Raw genomic sequence first — 21,146 nt, 5'->3', positions numbered from 1 at the left:
CATGCAATCCCCTTGAGTTAATGTGCTCTCATCCATGTTCCGAGACGGGCGTGCGTCGTCGTAGCGATGCACCTTGTCAACAATTCCTGAACGGACTATGGATCAAAAAAGAAGTTACGTAAAGAACAATTAAGATAATTAGACAACCGGACTCGCGCCGGGCTGCGCAGCGGCGCCATGGGCGGCCCCGCTCACCCGCCCGGCCCTCTCAGCGCGGCGCGCAGACGCGACCCGCAATACATAAATAGCGCCAGGGCGGCCAGCGTGAAAGCGCGGTTTTCATGGGCGAAGTCGGGAATGACATCGATCAGTTGCGCGACCGTCGCGTGGCGCGCGTGCTCGAATTCGAATTCGATCACGCCAAAGGCGAGCAGGACGGCGGCCGTGAGCGCCTGCGCGGCGCGGGTCACCAAGCCGAGGATCTTGTCGACGAAATATTCACCCTTGGACATCTGGGCGCGCAGACGGAACATCTTGCTTCCCATTTCCTCGAGCTGCATCTGGGCTTCCGCGCTGGCGGCGTGCATTTTTTCCACCAGGGTGACGACGCCGCGTTCGCACAGGTGGCCGACAGCGCGCTTTTGGGCGCCCTTGAAGTATTTCGACACGAGTTTCATGTAATTGACCTCGGGCAGCAGCGCCGCCAGCGAGGCATCCAGCGTGGCCCAGGTGCGGCTGATCTTCATGAACGACCAGCTCAGCACGATCTGGTTTTCGATCAGCACATTGCCCGCTTCGAGCCCCATATTGCCAATCGACTTTTCGTAGTAGGGCAACTCGGAATGCTCGGCCCGTTCGGACCAGGCCTGGTAGGTACGCACCACTTTCGCCTTGACCGCTTCGATATCGATCGGTGGCAAGCGGTCCGACAGCAGGAACAGGTAATCGACGGCCATCGGAAAGTCTTGCTCGCCGACGCCCTTCATCGACATCTTGTAATACTCCAGCAAGGTGGCGTCGTTGGTGCCGGCACTGCCGAAGTCGATCAGCGCCAGGCGGCTGTCGCGCAGAAGCAGGATGTTGCCCGGATGCAGATCGCCGTGGAACAGGTTGTCCTCGAATAGCTGGCGAAAAAACGTCAGGAACAGCTTTTCTCCGACCTTGGCCGCATCGACATGATTCTCCCGGCACCACAGACGCAGGGCTTCGGGATCCTCGCGGCCCATCTCCAGAAAACTCGACATCAGCACCCCCGGCACCCATTCGAGCACCAGCAGGCGGCGCGTGCTGCAGTCGAATACCTTGGGCACGTACACTTTGTGCGCGCGCAGCGACTTGCGCAGGCGCAGGGTATTCGAGGCTTCGTAGCGGTAGTCGACTTCTTCACGGAAAATCTGGGTGGTTTCCCAGAGCATTTCATCCCAGGTGAAAAAACCCATGCCAGGCATGTAGCGCATGGATTTGAGCATGATGCGCAACAGGAACAGGTCACGCGCAAAGCGCTTGTCGATGCCCGGCCGCTGCACCTTCACTGCCACGCTCTGGCCGGTCGAGCGCAAGGTGGCGCGGTGCACCTGGCAGATCGAGGCGGCGGCCACGGGATGCTCGTCGAAATGGCTGAACACCGCTTCGAGCGGCTGCCCGAGTTCGTCTTCAATGCAGCGCCGGGCGATGACAAAGGGGAAGCCGACGGCGGCGTACTGCAGGCGCGACAGTTCGCGGCTGAATTCCGGGCTGAGCAGGTCGGTGCGCAGCGACAGCAGCTGGCCGGTCTTGACCCACAGCCCGCCCATGTCCTCGATGAGCGAACGAATTTCCACCGCCATGGCCAACCCCAGCGGACGGCCGCGCAAGCGGTACAGAATGAGACGGGTAATCCACCCGAGCATGCGCGCAACCAGGCCCAGCGTCCTTGCGAGCGAAGCTGTTTCCAGGGGCTGCACATCCACTGGCGCCTGCCGGCCGCGCGACACCAGCGTCGATGGGATCAAGCGCGGGTCCAGCGTCTTCAAGCGGCGCCCCGCACCACGCGGTCTTCCTGTTCGAGGCGCCGGCGGATGCTGCGCACGCTGCCATAGACCAGCATGGCGCCGATGATAATGGCGAACCACGCACCCACCGGCAAATGTTCAACATTCTGCGCATGCGCCGTTGCGGCCGTATGGCGCAGCGGCGCGACCACGTCGGCGTGATGCTGATGCAGGTAGATCCAGCCGGCATACACGGCGCCGATCAACACGGCCCGGCCGACCCACTTGACCAAGGTTGCGCCGACATAGGCCAGTTTGCCCGTGCTCGCGCGGAAGTTCTGCGCCTTCTTCCGCACCGACGCCGTTTCGAAGCGCACCAATTCGCTAATCGGACCGACGATGCCGGCCACGGCCTTTCTGACGCCGCCGGCGAATACCGACCGCATCTGGCGCGCCGCCGCCTTTTTGGCGAAGCGCTCCAGTTCCGTGCGGTGATTCATGCGCGGGCAGCACTGCGCCACCAGCGCGTCGGCGCTGCCCATGGCGTCCATCAGCTTGAACATTTGGGCGTCCAGCACAATGCCGTTGCGGTCGAGGATGGCCGAGACGTCGCGGGTCAGGACAAACAAGGACTTTTCCTCGTGGCCGAGAGTGTCGAGCACGGCGCGCGCCGCGTAATTGCGGACGGTGCGGATCAACTCGGCGCGCACGTTCGCCAGATTACTGGCCGGCAGCGAATCGCACAGCAAAAACAGCATGTCGGCGAACTTGTCGTACGCCTCGTTGGCCAATGCGGCCATGGCCAGATTGAAGATGGTGAGGAAACGCTTGTCGACCGAGGCGGTGGCGTCGCAGCTGAGTATGGCGAAGCGGCTGTTGCGCAGTAACAGGATATTCGACGGGACCATGTTCTGGTTGAAAAAATCGTCTTCGCAGATTTGCCGCAGCAAGGAATGGTAGACGCGCCGGCCGGCCACATCGAGCTCGATGCCGTTCGTGCGCAACCAGCCCTGCGCGGCCTGCGGGTCGCGTTCGCGCAGATCGATGAGCTCTTGCACGCTGGGCGCCGCAATATGTTCATGGACGAGTATGTGCTTGCTGGTATAGGCGCGGAACAGGCGCGGCACATACACCTTGTGTTCGCGCAGCACCCTGCGCATGCGGCGCCGCGCCGACGCTTCGTAACGCAGATCCAGCAAGGCCGGCAGGCGCTCGGCATAGCCGTCGATGATGTCGTCGAAGAGGGTGCGCCGGGGTCCCTTGAGGCGGTGCCGCACCTTGGCGAGAAGCTTGAGTATCCGTAGGTCGCGTTGCAGTCTTGGCGCCAGATGGGCGCGCTGGATCCGCACGTCGACCTCCACCGCTTCGCGGCGCAGCGTGGCCCGGTATGTCTCGGTGTAGTTGCCCACCCGGACAGGCTGTGGGTCGAAGCGGGAAAACAGTGCCGCGACCGGTGTGCCAAGATCACGCAGGACGAGCGCGTCGATGTCGGCAAACGTCATCGATGGCGCCGGCCGCGCATGCCGTTGCAAGGACGGACGCATGGCGGCCGGGAACGGTCCCTGGGGCTGGGCGCTACGCTGCAACAGATCGAACCAGAAGCCCTGGTATAGCGCCAGCCGCAGGCCGATGGCGTCGCCGCTTTCCCCCAGTTGCGCCGGGCGCAGGAGGCGCGCCACCCTGTAGCGCACCCACAGGCGCAACAGGCCGAAGATCACCGTTCCATGGCTGTGCACGGTGTGGGCCGGCGCCGCGCTGGCGCCCAGAGCCGGCGTGCTTGCCGGAAATACCGATGGCAATCTGGCGCTCTCGAGCAGCCATTTCGCCCGTGTCCGCAGCACCGGGCGTGCGGATGGCGGCGGTACGTGGGTGGGCGCTTGCAGGCTCATAGGACCGATCACGCAGACATGAAAAGGCAGGCCGGCACGATGCCAGCACTGACGTCAGAGCAAAAAAAGGGGGATGTGCGGGCGGGCGGGCGCAAAAGCGGCCCCGCCAGTCTTCACCGGTGCTTTATTTCCGCGTACTCTTCCAGGCTTGCTTTTGCGCTTTGCGCATATTGGCCATCATGTCATACAACCAGCCGTTCTTCTTCTTGCGATTCGACGTTTCGTGGCGCTGGGTATAGATCACGGCACTGCGCGCCTGGGCCTTGCCGACACGGCGGATCAGTTTTTCGAGCGGACGCAGCAGCTTGGTGCTTCTTTTCTTGCGTCCAAGGTTACGCAGATTGGTGGCCACGTAGACGTGGCCGGTCGCCGCATCCTTTCGCAGGATGGTAATGCGACCAACGATAGGATCGAGTTTCAGTTCGGACATGAGATTCCCCCGGCTTAGGATTTGAACAGGGCTTTCAAGCCCTTCTCCCGCTTCTCGCGCACGACCAGCACGATGGGCTGTGCCGATGCGGCGATCTGGCCGCTTTTCTTCAGCTCGTCGAGGACGATGCCGATTCGATTCATTAACTTGCCCTCGCCACGGCGCAGCCCCTTGACCTGCTTCTTTTTGCGCGTGCCAAGATCGAGGATCAATGGCGCGTCATGTTGGGCTACTTCGGAGGTAATGATGACTGACTCACCTGACTCGTCGGAACTTTGAATGGACTTCATGAGAACTCCTTCGTTGGTACCTGCGCCCGTGCGCACGTGTGCTTGAATGATAGCATCTGTCTAAGATTTATCGCGCGACATGATAAAAAATTTCACATTTCAGTGTTGTAGTTGTTTTCCGTGCAAATCGTCAATTCCGGACGGCAAATTTCGCACCTTGCAGAGCCCGCGCACACCCCTGCCCGCGCAGCGGCTTGCCGTTCACATCGTAGGCGGCCGCCTCCAGCAATCCGGACCTGCGCTTCATCAATATCTGTACAGCACCGAGGACCTGCCTGCGGCGCCGTTCCAGAGGGAGGTCAAGTAAGTGGCCAGTGAAGACCCGCAGCCGCGATCGCGAGCAGCCGTGGAAGTTTGCATCCGCTGCAAGTGGGATTGGAATCGTTGCGTTCCTGCGTTGGAAGGCGGCGATCGGCTGCCACCCATTTGCCCGGACAGACAAAAAAGAACTGCGCTGCGCTCGCGGCCAGGCTGCGCTCGCCGTTCAAGCTACTGTCCTCCTGGCACCCACGTTACGGAGCGGCGTCGCTGCTGCCGGGAGCAGCGGAGCGCGGCGGCTGGCTGTGTGGTTAACGAAACAACTGCATTGAACGCGTCGTCTATCGATCACTGGCCTTGCGCTGTTCGTGCACACAGCGAGCCCATATCGACCATATTGTGACATGAATGCCGACGTGACAATGTGTGTATTTACATGCGCTGCAAGCTACTAAGCTTGACCGGTGATCATGCCAGGCGCACACAACAGCATCGCATCCCGACGCCACATGGGGCGACCATTTTCGAGTGCAAGAGCGATCGGAGGCGACGGTGCAGAACCCTCGTGAAGCAAACCGTTCAGCAAGCGTGCAAGGCGACGCCGCTACCCAAAGCGGGCAGACCTTACCCGGGCAGGGCCAGTCCGCACCGCCCTCCATTTCCCTGCCAAAAGGCGGCGGCGCGATCAGCGGGATCGGCGAGAAATTTGCCGCCAACCCGGCCACCGGCACCGGATCGATGTCGGTGCCGATCGCGGCCAGCCCGGGACGCGCCGGTTTCGGTCCCCAGCTCTCGCTCGGGTACGACTCCGGCAATGGCAACAGCGCCTTCGGCTTCGGCTGGAGCCTGGCCCTGCCCGCCATCACCCGCAAGACCAGCAAAGGCCTGCCCCGGTATGACGATGGCGACCAGTCGGACGTCTTCATCCTCGCCGGCGCCGAGGACCTGGTGCCTGTGCTCGGGTCCGACGGCCGACGGCAGGAAGACCGCGACAGCGTCCCCGGCCATACGCTGCAGCGCTACCGGCCGCGCATCGAGGGCTTGTTCGCGCGCATCGAACGCTGGACCCGGCACGCCGACGGCGACACGCACTGGCGCATCTGGTCCAAGGACAACATCCTCACCATCTACGGCCTGGACGACGACTCACGCATCGCCGACTCCCCGTGTGGCGGCCCGCAACGTGTGTTCAGCTGGCTGCTCTGCCAGACGCGCGACGACAAGGGCAACGCCATGCTCCACCAATACAAGGCGGAAGACGGCATCGGCATCGACCTCGACCAGGCGCACGAGCGCAATCGCGGTGCGCGCAACGATCCCAGCCGCAGCGCCAACCGCTACCCGAAGCGCATCCTCTACGGCAACCGCACCCCGCTGCTGATCGCAGGCGAGCGCCCGGCCGCGCTGCCCGACATCGATCCGGACTGGATGTTCGAGCTCGTGTTCGACTATGGCGACCATGACGCCGACGCCCCAGGGCCGCACGACGACTGCGCCAGGGACCCGGCCGGCGCCCTGCTCCATCCGTGGCCGGCGCGTCCCGATCCATTCTCCAGCTACCGCGCCGGCTTCGAGGTACGCACCGCGCGCCTGTGCCGGCGCGTGCTGATGTTTCACCATTTTCCGTGCGAGCCGGAAGTCGGGCGCGATTGCCTGGTGCACTCCACCGACTTGTGCCACGCGCACGACCACGCACACGACCATGCGCACCAGCAGCACGCCGCTGCGGCCTACAGCTTTTTGCAAGCGGTCACCCAGAGCGGCTACCGGCGCTGCGGCGACGGCTACGCGCGCAGCAGCGTGCCGCCAGTCGAGTTCGGATATACAAGGCCCGTGGTCCAGGAGACGGTGGAAGAAGTCGATGCCGACAGCCTGGCCAACCTGCCGGCCGGGGTCGATGGCAGCGCCTATCGCTGGGCCGACCTGCATGGCGAAGGCGTGCAGGGCATCCTCACCGAACAGGGTGGATTCTGGTACTACACGCGCAACATCAGCCCCCTGGCCGGGCGCGCGCAGTTCGCGCCGCTCGAAACGGTCGCGCTGCGGCCGAATGTGTCGCTCGCCGGCGGCGTGGAATTGCTCGACCTCGCTGGCGACGGGCGGCCCGACGTGGTGGTCATGCAAGGCCCCATGCCGGGCTTGTACGAGCACGACGACGGCGAAGGCTGGCAACCGTTCAAACCGTTCCGCGCGCCCCTGAACCTGCCATCACGCGACCCGAACCTGCGCTTCGTCGACCTCGACGGCGACGGCCGCGCCGATGTGATGATCACCGAAGACGACGCCCTGCTCTGGCACCCCTCGCTGGGCGAGGAAGGCTTCGGCCCGGCGCGCCGCGTATTCCCGGCACTGGACGAGGAAAAAGGCCCGCGCGTGGTCTTCGCCGATGCCAGCGAATCGATCCACCTGGCCGACCTTTCCGGCGACGGCCTGGCCGACATCGTGCGCTTGCGCAATGGCGAAGTGTGCTATTGGCCAAACCTCGGCTTCGGCCGTTTCGGCGCCAAGGTCACGATGGACAACCCGCCATGGTTCGACCACGCCGGCCAGTTCGACCATCGCCGCATCCGGCTGGCCGATATCGATGGCAGCGGCAGCGCCGACATCATCTATCTGCACAGCGAGGGCGTGCGCCTGTATTTCAACCAGTCGGGCAATGCCTGGGGCGCGGCGCACCGCATGCAGGTATTCCCGCGCATCGACGACCTGGTCAACATCGCGGCGGTCGACCTGCTCGGCAACGGCACCATCTGCCTGGTCTGGTCCTCGCCCTTGCCGGCCGATGCAGGCCGGCCTATGCGCTACGTCAACCTGATGGGCGAGCGCAAGCCCCATCTGCTGGTCCGGACCGACAACATCCTGGGCGCCGAAACCGTCCTCGACTACGCCACATCGACCCGTTTCTACCTTCAGGACAAGCGCGGCGGCAAGCCCTGGCTCACCCGGTTGCCGTTCCCGGTGCACGTGGTCGAGCGCGTCGAAACCTGGGACCATATCAGCCGCAGCCGCTTCGTCACCCGCTACGCCTACCACCACGGCTACTTCGATGGAGAGGAGCGCGAATTTCGCGGCTTCGGCATGGTGGAACAGTGGGATACGGAGGAATTCGGCACGCTGGCGGCCTGCGAGGCAGCGGCCGACAATATCGCCGAGGCGTCGCATGTGCCGCCCATCCACACCAGGACCTGGTTCCATACCGGCGCCTGGCTCGGCCGCGACCGGATAGCGGACTGTTTCGACGGACCGCCGCACGCCCGCGGCCGCGGCGAGTACTTCCGCGAACCGGGATTGAGCGAGCGCGAGGCGCGCGCCCTGCTGCTGCCGGACACGCCGCTGCCGCCCGGTCTGACCCTGGCCGAGGAGCGCGAAGCGAGCCGCGCGCTGGCTGGCGTGATGCTGCGCCAGGAAGTCTACGCCGATGATGCCGGCCCCGGCGCCGCGCCCTGGCAAGCGGCGCGCGCCTGCACGCCGTACACCGTCACCGAACAGAATTTCCATGTCCGGCGCTGCGCTACGAACTGGGCCGGCTAGGCATGAACGACTGGATGGCTGAACTGCACGTGAACAATGTGGCGGACAAGGACTATGTCGCCTCCTGCTTCGCCACCCACAGCTGCTATCTGGGCCTTTCCCGCTCGGCGCGGGCGACCTTGAAATACAACTGGTAAGCGCCGGCTTGCCTGAACTCAAGGCCCGGGCCATCGGTTCCAGCGTGGCCGGCAAGCGTAGCGCTTCCTTGGGCTCGGCCTGTCATTGCATATGGAAACGTTGCTAAATACATCAGCAGCCGTTATGATTGCCACGTTTTGGTGCTCGCGGCCTTGTTCCGAAGGCCGCAGTTAAACGGGAAACACGCGCTGGCATGCCAGCGGCAAACGTGTGCTGTCCCCGCAACGGTAAAACAGGCGCCGCATGTCGTCCAACGACGTGCGGCCGGTTGTCTCTTTGGTCCACTGTGCCGCTGGCATGGGAAGGCGAGGCAATCTGACCTGTCAGCCCGGATACCGGCCAGGACGCATGGAAGCAAGCGGCCGGGAATTGTCGTGTTTGTGGATCGCCTGGGACCGCGCGCAATGCCGCCGCTCCCTCATCTCCATCGACTCTCGCGCCTCTGTCGGCCGCAGCTTTCTTTTTCTCGGCGCACGGGGATGTGCGCCGTATAAAACAAGCAGACCGGCATGCCCGGTCTTAACCGAGAGTACCCGTGAAAAATATCACCCCTGCCCCGTCGCAACGCGGGCTGCGCCTGCTGTCGCCGATGCTGCTGCTGGCCATGCCCGCCTTTGCCAGCGCCACCGTCGACGGCGATACCCCATCCTCCGTCCAGCAAGTGCGCGTGTCCGCCAGCCTGATACCGCTCGGCGTCGCCGATTCGGCCAACCAGGGCACCGTGACCGCCAGGCAGCTCGAAAACCGCCCCTTGCTGCGCACCGGCGAGCTGCTCGAAGCGGTGCCGGGCCTGATCGTGACCCAGCACGCCGGCGACGGCAAAGCCAATCAATATTTTGCGCGCGGATTCAATCTCGATCACGGCACCGATTTCCGCACCACCGTGATGGGCATGCCGGTCAACTTGCCGACCAATGCGCACGGCCAGGGCTATTCGGACCTCAATTTCCTGATTCCGGAGCTGGTGAGCACCATCGCGTATAAAAAAGGCACCTATTACGCCGAGGAAGGCGATTTTTCCGTCGCCGGCGCGGCCGCTTTCGACTACGTGCGGCAAATGGAGCAAGGCTTGTTGAGTCTGGAGACCGGCCAGAACCGCTTCAGCCGCGCGCTGCTCGCCAACGCCACCCCGCTCGCCGCCGGTACGCTGCTGTACGCGCTCGAGCGCGCGGGCCAGGATGGCCCGTGGGAGACGCCGGAAGACTACAAGCGTGTCAACGGCGTGCTGTCGTACAGCTGGCGGCGCGGCGACGACGATGTGCGGATGACGGCGATGGGCATGCATTCGTCGTGGACGTCGACCGATCAGGTGCCGCAACGCGCGCTCGACGCCGGCCTGATCGGCCGCTATGGCACGCTCGCGCCCACGGATGGCGGCGAAACCTCGCGTTACAGCCTGTCGGGCGAGTGGAGCCGCCAGTACGGCACGGGCAGCGCCAGGGCCAATGCCTACATCATCACATCGCGGCTCGACCTGTTCAGCGACTTTACCTATGCACTGGACGATCCGGAGCACGGCGACCAGTTCCACCAGGCGGAAAGCCGGCAGATTCTCGGCCTGGACGCGCAGCGCACATGGCGCCACGCACTGGGCCCCTTCGCTTCCGAGACAGCGTTCGGCGTTCAGCTGCGCCAGGACAGGCTGGCCCCGGTCGGCCTGTATTTGAGCGAGGCGCGCCAGCGCCGCTCGACCGTGCGCGAGGACCGGGTCAAGGAGCGCAGCGGCGCGCTGTACCTGTCCAATAGCACCGTCTGGGCGCCATGGCTGCGCACTGTCGCCGGGCTGCGCGCCGACCGCTACGCGTTCGATGTCCACAGCGACAGGCCCGCCAACTCGGGCAAGGTGAATGCCGGCATCACCAGTCCGAAGTTCACGGCGATTTTCACGCTGGGGAAAAATGCGGAGATGTACCTGAACTGGGGACGGGGATTCCACAGCAACGACGCCCGTGGCGTCACCGGCACTGTCGATCCCAAGACCGGCCTGGCGGTGGACGCCGACGGTGCGGACATCAAGCGCGCCACGCCGCTGGTGCGGGGAACCGGCAAAGAGGCAGGCTTGCGGCTGGCCGGCCTGGTGCCCGGCATGCAAACCACCATCGCCGCCTGGAAGCTCGACCTCGATTCCGAACTGATCTTCATCGGCGACGCCGGCACCACCGAAGCAGGCCGCCCGAGCCGGCGGCACGGCATCGAGCTGGCCAATTTTTACACGCCCGCGAAAGACTGGATCATCGATGCCAACCTCGCGTGGTCGCACGCGCGCTTTCGCGACAGCGATCCGGCCGGCGCATTCATCCCCGGGTCGATCACCCGCACTGCCTCGGTCGGTGTGTCGGGCGCCGCCGGCCCGTGGTCGGGCGGCGTGCGCCTGCGCTACTTCGGCCCGCGCGCACTGGTCGAAGACGATTCGGTCCGCTCGCCCTCGTCCACCTTGCTCAACATGAAGCTCGGCTACCGGCTCGCGCCGCACCTCAAGCTGACCGTCGAAGTGCTCAATTTGCTGGACCGCCGCGTGAGCGATATCGACTACTACTACGCATCGCAGTTGCCGGGCGAGCCTGCACCGGTGGCCGACATTCATACCCATCCGGGCGAAATGCGCACCCTGCGCGCCGGTCTGGCATGGCGCTTCTGAATGTCCGCGAACCTGCCTGCGCCGGCACGGCGCCGTTTACGGTGTTTATCGGCGCTGCTACAATCCGCGCATGTATACGATGAGAGCGGCGTAACGATGAGAGCAGTGCGGCGATGCGCATGAACCGCAGGGCGAATGTCCTGGCGTCCTGGCTGGCCGTGCTGGCCATGCTCGTGGCCGTGCTGGCGCCGGCGCTCTCGCATGCATTCGCCGCCAACGCCGGCGCGCCCTACCCGCAGGCTGACATCTGCCGGGCTGGCAGCGCGGGGGCCGCCGCCGACCGACTGGCGGGCGGCGGCGACGCCGCGCCCGCGCCGCACGACGGCAAGCTCAAGCACTGCCCGTACTGCCATCACGGCAACGGCATGCTCCTGTTGCCGCAAGCGCCTTGCCCGCCGGCCCTTGCCGTCGCCGACGCCCCACCCACCGCGCGTCTCCCCGACGCGCCCAAAGCCCGCTTCGAATGGACAGCCGCGCAAGCACGCGGTCCGCCGTCGCTCTGACCCGGTAAGACTTCGCTCACGAATCGGCTCAAGCAAGCCGATCAGGCGCCGCATGCGGCGTCCATCTCCACTCGCCTGTCACAAGGCAAACGAAACAAGAGCACCAAATGACTGCAACCCCATTCCATGCGGCGGCGCTGGCCTTTGCCTGCACCGCCATGAACCCCCACGCCCGTGCCGATGAGCCTCTTCCCACGGTGGAGATCACGGGAAGCGCGCCGCGCGCCAACGGCAAGCTCAACCTGGACACGGCCACCGCCACCGGCAGCCGGCTCGGCCTGACACCGCGCGAAACACCGGCCACCGTCACCCTGGTCGACCGCGCCATGATCGACGCGCGCGGCGCCCAGGACACCCAGGAAATCCTGCGCGCCATTCCCGGCGTCACCGCCCACAATGCGCCAGGCAATATCGGCGTCAGCTACCGCGGCTTTGGCAGCGGATCGATCAGCCAGCTCTTCAACGGCGTCAACGTACAGTATGCGATCGCGGCGCGCCCGGTCGACAGCTGGATCATCGACCGGGTGGAAGCCATCGGCGGCCCGTCGAGCTTTCTGTTCGGCTCGGGGGCGGTCGGCGGTTCCATCAATTACATCACCAAGGTAGCCGAACGGCGCGACTTTAGCGAGGCGCAGGTGCGCCTTGGTACGGATGGTTTGAAAGAAGCTTCCATCGGCGCAAACCAGCGCCTCGGCGACCAGCATCACATCCGCATCGACCTTAATCATCGCGACGCCGATAGCTGGATCGACGCCAGCGGCGCCCGCTCGACCCAGCTGGCGGCATCGCTGCGCTCCGACCTCGGTCCGCGCTTTACCCATATTCTGGCCTACGAGTTCCAGGAAGAGAATGTGGAGCGGCCCTACTGGGGCACGCCGCTCCTCAATCCGGTCGGCGGCCGCGCGCGCATCGATCCGGCCACCCGCTTCAAGAACTACAACAGCGCCGACGGCGTCTACGCCCAGCGCGTGCACTGGCTGCGCTCAGTGGCCGAATGGCGCGCCAGCGATGCGGTCCAGCTCACCAATACCGTGTACGCCTACGACGCCGTGCGGGACTACCGTAACGTCGAGAGCTACCGCTTCAACCCGGCCAACACGGCCGTGGAGCGCTCCGGCATCCTGTTGCAGCGCCACGAGCAGCGCATGCTGGGCGAGCGCCTCGACGCCACCTACAAGGGCGAGTTGGCGGGCCGGCGCAGCGACTGGGCGCTCGGCATTGACGTCAGCGTCAACCGGCAGACCCGCTTTCCGAACAGCCTGCCGGCCTCGCTCGGCAGCGTCGATCCGTACGCCTTCGCGACCGAGCGTTTCTTCGACATTCCCGGCATGAGCCCGGCCTTGCGGCCCGACCGCGACAACAAGGTCACGACCCGCGCCGCCTACATCGAAAACCGCACCGCCATCGCGCCGTCGCTGAACCTGGTGAGCGCGCTGCGCCACGAGCGCATTGAGCTGGACCTGGTTAACCGGCGCGAGATAAACGCCGCCAACCCGGCCAGCTTTGCGCGCCGCTACAGCCCGACCACCGGCCGCGCCGGGCTGGTATGGGACCTCGCGCCGGGTACCACCGCCTACGTCCAGTATGCAACGGCGGCCGACCCGCCGTCGGGCGTGTTGTCGACCGCCTCGTTTGGCGACGTGCGCAACAACAGCGACCTGACCACCGGACGGCAGGGAGAGATCGGCGCCAAGCTGGACTTCTGGCAAGGTAAAGGCGCGGCCACGGTGGCGGCGTACCGCATCGAGCGCAAAAACATCGCCACCCAGGACCCGGACAACAGCGCCGTGACCGTGCTGGTGGGCGAGCAATCGGCCAACGGCGTCGAGCTGTCGCTGGGCCTGCAACCGACGCGCCGGTGGTCGATCCAGGGCAACCTGACCCGGGTCGATGCGCAATACGAGCAATACCGCCAGGGCGGCGTCTCGCTGGCGGGCAAGACGCCCGCGAATACGCCGCGGTCGGTCGCCAACCTGTGGCTGGGCTACGCCGTCACGCCCGCCATCAAGGCCAGTCTCGGTCTGCGCTACGTGGGCAGCGTGTATGCCGATGCGGCCAACAGCATCGCCTGGCCGGCCTACACCCTGCTCGACCTGGGCCTGCGTTACCAGATCAGCCACGATGTCACGGTGGTGGGACGGGTGCGCAATGCGGGAGACCGGGTCCACGCCGTCAACCTCGGTGCGAGCATGGCCTATCTGGGCGCGCCGCGCACGGCCGACCTTGCGCTGCGCGTGGCGTTTTGAGGCCGCCGATGGGAAGCTCGTTCAAACGCCTGCTATTGCTGGGCCACCGCTGGCTTGGCATTGTCCTGTGCGCCTTTTTCGCGATGTGGTTCGTCTCCGGCGTGGTCATGATGTACGTCGGTTATCCGAAACTGACCGATGCCGAGCGCCTGCGCCATTTGCCGGCCTTGCAGGCCGGCGCGCCGCTGCTCGGGCCGCACCAGGCCATGGCGATGGCCGGCATCACCGGACCGCTCAAGGAACTGCGGCTGGCCGCTGCCAGCGGGGGGGACGCGGTCTACCTTGTTTCGCCCGCCGGCGCCAAAGGCGCGGCGGCCATCGCCGTCGATGCGCGCAGCGGCGAGCCGATACCGCTCACGGACCAGGCGCGCGCCATGGCCAGCGCCGCCGCCTTCGCCGGCCCGGGTGTCGGCACCCATTACCTGGGCACGGTGGACGAAGACCCCTTCACCCACTCGCGCGGGCTGGATGGACACCGGCCCCTGCACCGCGTGCAATTGGCCGACCCGGACCAAACGCTGCTGTATGTGTCGGGCCGGACCGGAGAAGTGGTGCGCGATGCGCCGCGCCATGAACAGCTGTGGAACTACGCCGGCGCGTGGATCCACTGGCTGTACCCTCTGCGCGGCAACGTGTTCGAGCCTTACTGGGCCGATATCGTCAACTGGCTGGCGATCGCCGGCACCGCCATGGTTCTCAGCGGCGCCACCGTCGGCCTGTTGCGCTGGCGCTTCCGGACGCCCTACCGCAGCGGTTCGCGTTCGCCCTATCCGGGCGCGATGATGCGCTGGCACCATATCGGCGGCCTGCTATTCGGGGTGGTGACGGCAACCTGGATCTTCAGCGGCCTGATGTCGATGAACCCGTGGCGCATCTTCGACGGCGGCACGCCACCGCTGCGCATGCAGGCGCTCGAAGGCACGGCGCTGCTGCCGTCCGCGCACGATGCGGCGCCGGCGGCGTTATTGTCCGCTGCAGGCCCGGGGATACGCGAGCTCAAGTGGACGCGCGTGCTGGGAGACACACTGGTGCTGGCCCAGCCGGCGGCCGGAGCGCCGCGCGTGCTGGACAGCCGGACCAGCCGCCCGGCAGCGGTCGCTGGCGGCGCGCTGCTCGATGCCGCGCGCGCGCTGTTGCCCCATCCGGTGGCCAAGGTCGAACGCCTGGACGCGTACGACCTGTACTACTACAGCCGCGACGCCCACAGCATGACCGGCGGCGCCGGCAAGCCGCTTCCGGTGTGGCGCATCGCCTTCGCCGATCCGCACCAGAGCTGGGTGTATCTGGATCCCCATACGGGTGCGCTGGCCGGCCGCAGCGACCGCCACAAGCGCTGGAGCCGCTGGCTGTTCGCCATGCTGCACAGTTGGGATTGGCTGCCTTTGCTGGAGCGCCGGCCATTGTGGGACCTGGTCATGCTGGCGCTCAGTCTCGGCGGCGCCGTCTTGAGCATGACCGGCGTGGTGATCGGCTGGCGCAGGCTGGGGCGAAAGTTGCATGCCGCGGGCGACGGGCGCGCATGGTTCAGGCTACGCCGCCGGGCGCTGCCGGACGGCGCGCCGCGGATGTAGTGACAGACTATGTCAGGGCTGGGCACGGGACGAAAATAGACCCTGGCCGGTCAGACAAAGCTTCGATCCCATCTGCCGTATATGGAAATACTGGATCCGCAGCAGCAAGCGCTGGCTCGATGTTGACAGCAGCTTTGCTCGTTCGGAATGAGGACGTTGTTTGTTGCCAGCCTCAGCAAATCATTTCGAATCACCCATGCGCGCCCTGTTCGGCGATGGGCGCCAAGGTGGCCTATGCCGGTGATGACGGCATAAAAAGTTGAGCGAGTTGCTCTTGCTGCTCGGGCGTGTAACGTACAACACCCACAGGTATTTGCATGTCCACCGACCGATGTATCGAGGCAGCCTCATCTTGAGTGAAGCCACCGCACAATTCGATCAACTGAATGCCGCTCTGCTGCAAATCGATGGCGACTGAAACCGCTTCCTCAAAATGAGAGACACAAACAATCGTTGTTGAGAACGCGGGAGAATTCAGAGATGCGCGATGGACGGCTGGAGCGTAGCCAGGTCCCTTGATGATCATTGCAAATCGGATCAGTTGCATGGCGATGGGGAGGTAGCGTTGAACAGATGGCCGCCGCGCAAGTGAATGGTGGACGGCAATGAGCGACCAGTCCGCTATACGCCGTGTTAACCTGGCGCAAAAATTTGCAACGCCATTGTAACCGGAGTTATCGTAACCGATCTCAGCCGCTATCGAAACTAGCATGCGGGAGACCACTTCGGCCCCGATCAAATCTTTCGCCCAATGCCGCTGATGGGTCAGAGAGGTGGCAGGACCTTGTACGAGATAACATCCGGCGTCCCGCCGTGTTTTTCAAATGGGTCAAGGCCATGTCTTTAACCGTAGTCAATTTTTTGAAACGCGTATATAAGCGGGGCTTGCCATCTACTTTCATACCGGGACCTTGAATATTCGAAACGTAGGCGTCCGATTTGCATCCTTCATCGTTATCAAGCGACGCCGGATGCGCGATTCGGTCACATAGGCTGTGCCATCCGGAGCGATGCTCAGATTGGTCGGACTGTCGAGCCCTGTGGCAATGACCTCGATGACCCGTTGCCCTTTTGCGAAAGGATCCGGGATCCGCAAGATTTTTCCCTCGCCACTTGTGACGGCACCTTCCAGGACGATGAGCGCGCCGTCGGGTGAAAATGCGAGCCCATCGGGGTTTTCGAGCGAACGCGGCAGTTCCATCTCGTGCAATGCGCCGCTGTCGAAAATGAGTAGCTTCCCTGTTCCGTAGTTGCCGATAATGAGTCGCCCGTCTTGTGCACGGGCGATCCCTGCCGCACCGATGCCATTTTTTGGCATCAGTAGCGGGTGATCGATGATGATTCTAAATTGGCGGGTGGTGGTATCGAATTCCAGCACCCGGCCCCCGACGCTGTCTGTCACGAGCACATGCCCTTCCGGCGTCAGCGCTATGTCGTTGCCGAACCCCGCATCCGGTAGCGGCAACACATCGCGCAGACGTTGGGTGCGTAGATCCACCGAGAAGATCCGGTGAAGCCGAGCACCGGATCGGTGCGGTAGAAAGTCGGGCGACGCTCCCCACAGCAGGTTGCGTGCGGTGTCGAGCCGCAAAGTCGTTCCGGCGAATATATCCTTCGATCCGGGCAGCAGCGTGGACCATGCGCCGTTGCGATTGCGGTGCAGCAGCCGGCCCTGATCGATCAATCCAACGTATAAAGTGCCATCGGTAGCTGCAGCAATACCGTTGGGAAAAGCCGTGCCCTTCGGTAGAGCGATCGACGTCAGGTCATCGGGCGACACCGGCCAGCGTACTGTCCGCAGCCTGAACGGGGCGGGAGGCGTGCCGCGCTGATCACCAAACAGTTTGCGAAACTGGGACTCCGCGATCACCACGGAGCTTCCGTTGACGATCCCGCTGACAGGCTCGTCCAGTCCCTCGGCCACCGTCGTCAAGCGGGCTGTGGCACCTTCCGGCTCAATGACGGTAACTCTTCCATTGCCTCCTCCGATATCATTTTCAAAGGCGACCAGTTTTCCGGGTGCAAGATAGCGTAGCGCGTCGGCCCCCGCCAGCGCACGGGGCAGCTTAACCGTGCTCGGCACGCCGGCAAGGCTGTCGGCTAACATGGGAATACGCAGCAGACGCCCGTCAGAAAATGTCGAGAGGTACAGTACGCGGCCGTCAAAGACGATGCCATTCCCATTGAACTGGGCGCCGCCAAGCAGCGGGTGCTCGCTCCACACCGAGATCCGCGCCAACGTCAGATCGAATTTGAGCACGCGCGCTCTTGCGGTATCGCTAATGTATAGATTGCCGTCCGGTCCGCGCGCGATATCATTGCAAAAACCACCTTCCGGCAGTTCCCACCGTCCGCGCAATTTCCCGCTGGCGAGGTCGAAAGAGAACAATGCAGAAGCCGACTTCGGTGCTTGTGCTACCCCGAGGTCCGCACTACAGGCAAACAGCTGCGCACCTTCGTCGTCGACCAGCAAGCCCTGCACCGACATCAGGCCACTGCCGGGTGCGATAAACGGCGCTGCATCCGAAGCGCCGGGCGCAACGCGTGCGATGGCCGATTGGGTGGCACTGCCGGCGTACATTGTGCCATCTTTACTGACGGCCAGACTTTCCGGGAAAAAGCCGTCAGGAAGACGCTGCGCGCTGGTGTCGCCGCACAGCATGCCGGCAGCCACTGCGACGACCAGGGAGAGGAGACGCATGCTCATGCCTCCGCCGCGACGGAGCTGACCGCGCCGCTCAGCCATGCGCGGGTGTCCGCATCGGCGTCATTGGCGACATCTGCTTGTATTGCAAGCCCTTCGCCGCCGGCATGCCGGATCGTGGCTACCACTGTGTCGAGTCGATCCAGCCTGCGGCCAACCACTGCCACCCGGTATCCGGCCCGCGCAAATGCCAATGCCGCGGCCGTCCCTATTCCCGTGCCGCCACCCGTTATAAGCGCTACTTTGACGTCGTTGTTGACCATGCTGCTTCCCCCTGTGTGGATGATCTGAATGCCAAGGGAAATCTTGCCATGGGCAGGACTAATGAAAAAGAGCCTGCCTCTCACTGCCTAAATGAATATTATTCAGCAACGACCACCCTCGATTTGGAACCACTTGCCGCCTTCGCAGACATCGTTCGGCTTTGCTTTTTCCGGCCCGCAGCTGCCGATAGCGTTGCTTCACATCGCCCATCAATGCCAGGCTGTGCCGCAGGTGCGAAAAAAAAGCCCCTGAAATCAGAGGCTTAGTTCTCCTTCCTGTTCCCCGACCTGGGCTGCGCGGAGCAAGCCCTGATCGAAGAAGCGGACGAGGCGCGCCGTCAATTACGTACAGGAAATTTCACACCTTGCAGAGCGCGCGCACCGCCCTGCCCGCGCAGCGGCTTGCCGTTGACATCGTAGGTGGCAGCGTCCAGATGAACGATGGTGCTGACGGCCTTGGCGTCGGCCGCACTGGCGGCGAGGATGACCTTGTAATCGCCCTTCGCCACTTTCCAGGTTTTGGTGGCGGAGTCGAACATCGCCAGCAAGCGCGGATCGACAGTGATCGATGACTGAACGGCGGCGCCCGGCTTGACGTCGACCTTCCGGAAGCCGACCAGGCGCTTGGGCGCTTCCCATCGGGCCTTGACCGGGGTAACATAGACCTGCGCCACTTCCTTGCCCGCCAGCTTGCCCACGTTCTTCACCGTAAACGATGCCTGCAGGATGCCGTTCCTGACGCCCGCCACCAAGTCCGACAAGGCAAACTCGGTATAGGACAAACCGTGGCCGAACGGGAACAAGGGCTGGAGTCCCTTCAAGTCGAACCACTTGTAGCCGACCGCCGCGCCTTCGCCGTACTCGACATCGAAGCGTTGGTCTTCCACGTGGGGATAGCCGCCGAGCACAGGACGGGGCAATTGCAACTCCGATACCGGAAAGGTGGCGGGCAAATGGCCGGAGGGATTGACTTCGCCGAACAGCACCCCGGCGATGGCCTCGCCGCCGCTGCTGCCCGGGTACCACGCCTCCAGCACCGCCGACACCTTCGGCAGCCAGGGCATGGTCACCGGACCGCCGGTTTCCAGGACCACGACGGTCCTGGGGTTGGCCGCCGCCACCGCCGCAATCAGCTCATCCTGTTTGCCCGGCAGCGAAAGATTGGGGACGTCCATGGCTTCGCCGGTCCACTGGGTGGCGAACAGCACGACCACGTCGCTCTCGCGCGCCAGCTTGGCGGCGGCGGCCGCGTCGGTGCCGTCGTTAAACGCCACCATCGCCTGCGGTAGCCGTCGCGCAATGGCTTGCAACGGTGGCGATGGATAGTACATGACCGGGCCGGGCCAGGTCGTGGGCTCGATGCCCGGCACCGCATTGCCACCGGCCGGATAGACCAGCGACGAGCCGCCGCCGGCCAGCACGCCCTTGTCGGCATGCCCGCCGATCACGGCGACCCGCTTGAGCGAGCGATCCAGCGGCAATGCGTTTGCCGCGTTCTTCAGCAATACCATGCCCTCTTGCGCATCCTTGAGCGAGACGGCGGCGTTGGCCTTGAAGTCGATCGTCCCGGGTGCCGGCGCGACCGGGTGATCCACCACGCCATGCTCGAACATCGCGTGCAGGACGCGGCGCGCCATATCGTCCATGCGCGCTTGCGGCACCCAGCCGTTCAACACCGCCTCCTTCAGGGGCGGACCGAAATAATCGGCGCGATCGAAAGGCATGCCCGATTGCTGGTCCAGGCCGGCATTGGCGGCCGGAATCGTGCTGTGCACCGCTCCCCAGTCCGACATCACCCAGCCTTTGAAGTCCCAGTCCTTCTTCAGCACCTGGTTCAGGAGATAGTCGCTCTCGCACCCATACACGCCGTTGAGGCGGTTATAGGAACACATGACGGCGCCCGGATTTCCTTCTTCCTTCGCGATCTGCAGAGCCAGCAAATCGGACATCCGCGCCGAGCGGTCGTCGATCTTCACGTTCAGCGTGGTCCGGCCCGATTCCTGGTCATTCAAGGCAAAATGCTTGAGCGTGGAGATGACGCGGTTCGATTGGATACCCTTGATTTGCGCGCCCACCATCTTGCCGGCAAGCAGAGGATCTTCGCCTGCGTATTCAAAGTTACGTCCGTTGCGCGGCTCGCGCAGGAGGTTGACGCCGCCTGCCAGCAGCACGTTGAAGCCGTAGGCGCGCGCTTCCGCGCCGATCATGGCACCGCCCGCGTAGGCGGTTTGCACATCCCAGGTGGCTGCGGTATTGAGGCCCGACGGCAGCGCCGTTGCGGGCCGCGCCTCCGGGCCGCCCTGGCTTGCCACGCCCAGGCCGGCGTCGGTTTCCCACAGGTTCGGAATACCCAGGCGGGGAACACCGTGAATAAAGCCGGCCGACTGCTTGTAGGATTGCTCCGGACGCTTTGTCTTTTTCGACTCCATGTCGGCGCCCAGGTAACCATAGACCAGCTTCAATTTCTCGTCCAGGGTCATTGCCCTGACCGCCAGTTCCGCGCGTTCCCCGGCGGCGAGCTGCGTGTTCATCCACGGCTGGGCCGCATGCGGCGCGTTGGCGCCCGATTCGGCGGCCAGAACCGGCGCGCAGCAGATGGCAAGCACGCTGGACAACAGGCTGATCTCTTTCTTCATTCTCATCGTTACTTCCATTGGTTTGATTGACCGATCTGTGCACGTAGTGTGAAAGCAGTGCCATGGCCCGGCAATTCCGAAAATCGTCAAGGTCCGACATGAAATTGCGGATCCGGCGCACGGTCCGTGACAAATCATG

General features: G+C 64.3%; 14 protein-coding genes and 1 riboswitch. Of the genes, 6 read left to right on the top strand and 8 right to left on the bottom strand.

Annotated elements, in window-relative coordinates; genetic code table 11:
* Positions 1-191: 191 nt before the first annotated feature.
* From RBA40_RS02705 to RBA40_RS02690, 4 genes are all read right to left on the bottom strand, one after another.
* Positions 192-1,931, bottom strand: a complete 1,740-nt coding sequence (locus RBA40_RS02705; RefSeq protein WP_306645743.1) for an ABC1 kinase family protein — start codon at positions 1,929-1,931, stop codon at positions 192-194.
* Between the two features lie 17 nt (positions 1,932-1,948).
* Positions 1,949-3,799: an AarF/UbiB family protein gene (locus RBA40_RS02700; RefSeq protein WP_306645742.1), complete on the bottom strand. Its 1,851-nt coding sequence runs from the start codon at positions 3,797-3,799 to the stop codon at positions 1,949-1,951.
* Between the two features lie 124 nt (positions 3,800-3,923).
* Positions 3,924-4,229: a DUF6312 domain-containing protein gene (locus RBA40_RS02695; protein ID WP_306645740.1), complete on the bottom strand. Its 306-nt coding sequence runs from the start codon at positions 4,227-4,229 to the stop codon at positions 3,924-3,926.
* A gap of 14 nt (positions 4,230-4,243) precedes the next feature.
* On the bottom strand, positions 4,244-4,519 hold the full coding sequence (locus RBA40_RS02690) for a DUF6200 domain-containing protein (protein ID WP_306645738.1): 276 nt from the start codon (positions 4,517-4,519) through the stop codon (positions 4,244-4,246).
* 810 nt (positions 4,520-5,329) lie between these two features.
* On the opposite strand from RBA40_RS02690, the gene RBA40_RS02685 reads away from it, so the two are divergent.
* From RBA40_RS02685 to RBA40_RS02660, 6 genes are all read left to right on the top strand, one after another.
* On the top strand, positions 5,330-8,308 hold the full coding sequence (locus tag RBA40_RS02685) for a SpvB/TcaC N-terminal domain-containing protein (protein WP_306645736.1): 2,979 nt from the start codon (positions 5,330-5,332) through the stop codon (positions 8,306-8,308).
* A 2-nt stretch (positions 8,309-8,310) separates the two neighbouring features.
* A complete protein-coding gene (locus RBA40_RS02680; protein ID WP_306645734.1) occupies positions 8,311-8,445 on the top strand; it encodes a hypothetical protein in 135 nt (44 codons plus the stop codon).
* A 122-nt stretch (positions 8,446-8,567) separates the two neighbouring features.
* Positions 8,568-8,804: riboswitch (cobalamin riboswitch) on the top strand.
* Positions 8,805-8,981: 177 nt separating this feature from the next.
* The gene (locus tag RBA40_RS02675; protein WP_306645733.1) at positions 8,982-11,084 is read left to right on the top strand and encodes a TonB-dependent receptor; all 2,103 of its coding nucleotides are present in this window, start codon (positions 8,982-8,984) and stop codon (positions 11,082-11,084) included.
* A 119-nt stretch (positions 11,085-11,203) separates the two neighbouring features.
* The gene (locus RBA40_RS02670) at positions 11,204-11,587 is read left to right on the top strand and encodes a DUF2946 domain-containing protein (protein WP_306645731.1); all 384 of its coding nucleotides are present in this window, start codon (positions 11,204-11,206) and stop codon (positions 11,585-11,587) included.
* A gap of 107 nt (positions 11,588-11,694) precedes the next feature.
* The gene (locus RBA40_RS02665; RefSeq protein ID WP_374710447.1) at positions 11,695-13,833 is read left to right on the top strand and encodes a TonB-dependent receptor; all 2,139 of its coding nucleotides are present in this window, start codon (positions 11,695-11,697) and stop codon (positions 13,831-13,833) included.
* Positions 13,834-13,841: 8 nt separating this feature from the next.
* Entirely contained in the window at positions 13,842-15,404 is a 1,563-nt protein-coding gene (locus tag RBA40_RS02660; protein ID WP_306645729.1) for a PepSY domain-containing protein, read from the top strand.
* 232 nt (positions 15,405-15,636) lie between these two features.
* Here RBA40_RS02660 and RBA40_RS02655 read toward each other — a convergent pair whose 3' ends face one another.
* The 4 genes from RBA40_RS02655 to RBA40_RS02640 all read right to left on the bottom strand — a co-directional run bounded on the left by RBA40_RS02655 (position 15,637) and on the right by RBA40_RS02640 (position 21,013).
* Positions 15,637-16,143 (bottom strand): DUF6506 family protein, encoded by a 507-nt coding sequence (locus tag RBA40_RS02655; protein ID WP_306645727.1) that lies wholly within the window; start codon positions 16,141-16,143, stop codon positions 15,637-15,639.
* 159 nt (positions 16,144-16,302) lie between these two features.
* A complete protein-coding gene (locus RBA40_RS02650) occupies positions 16,303-18,111 on the bottom strand; it encodes an NHL repeat-containing protein (protein WP_306645725.1) in 1,809 nt (602 codons plus the stop codon).
* The gene (locus tag RBA40_RS02645) at positions 18,108-18,371 is read right to left on the bottom strand and encodes an SDR family NAD(P)-dependent oxidoreductase (protein WP_306645723.1); all 264 of its coding nucleotides are present in this window, start codon (positions 18,369-18,371) and stop codon (positions 18,108-18,110) included. Before RBA40_RS02645 ends, RBA40_RS02650 begins: the two co-directional genes overlap by 4 nt.
* A 338-nt stretch (positions 18,372-18,709) precedes the next feature.
* A complete protein-coding gene (locus RBA40_RS02640; protein WP_306645721.1) occupies positions 18,710-21,013 on the bottom strand; it encodes a beta-glucosidase family protein in 2,304 nt (767 codons plus the stop codon).
* Between the last annotated feature and the right edge of the window lie 133 nt (positions 21,014-21,146).

The organism is Massilia pseudoviolaceinigra (assembly GCF_030846505.1).
GTDB classification, from domain to species: domain Bacteria; phylum Pseudomonadota; class Gammaproteobacteria; order Burkholderiales; family Burkholderiaceae_D; genus Telluria_A; species Telluria_A violaceinigra.
This window is presented reverse-complemented; position numbering and strand designations above follow the sequence as displayed.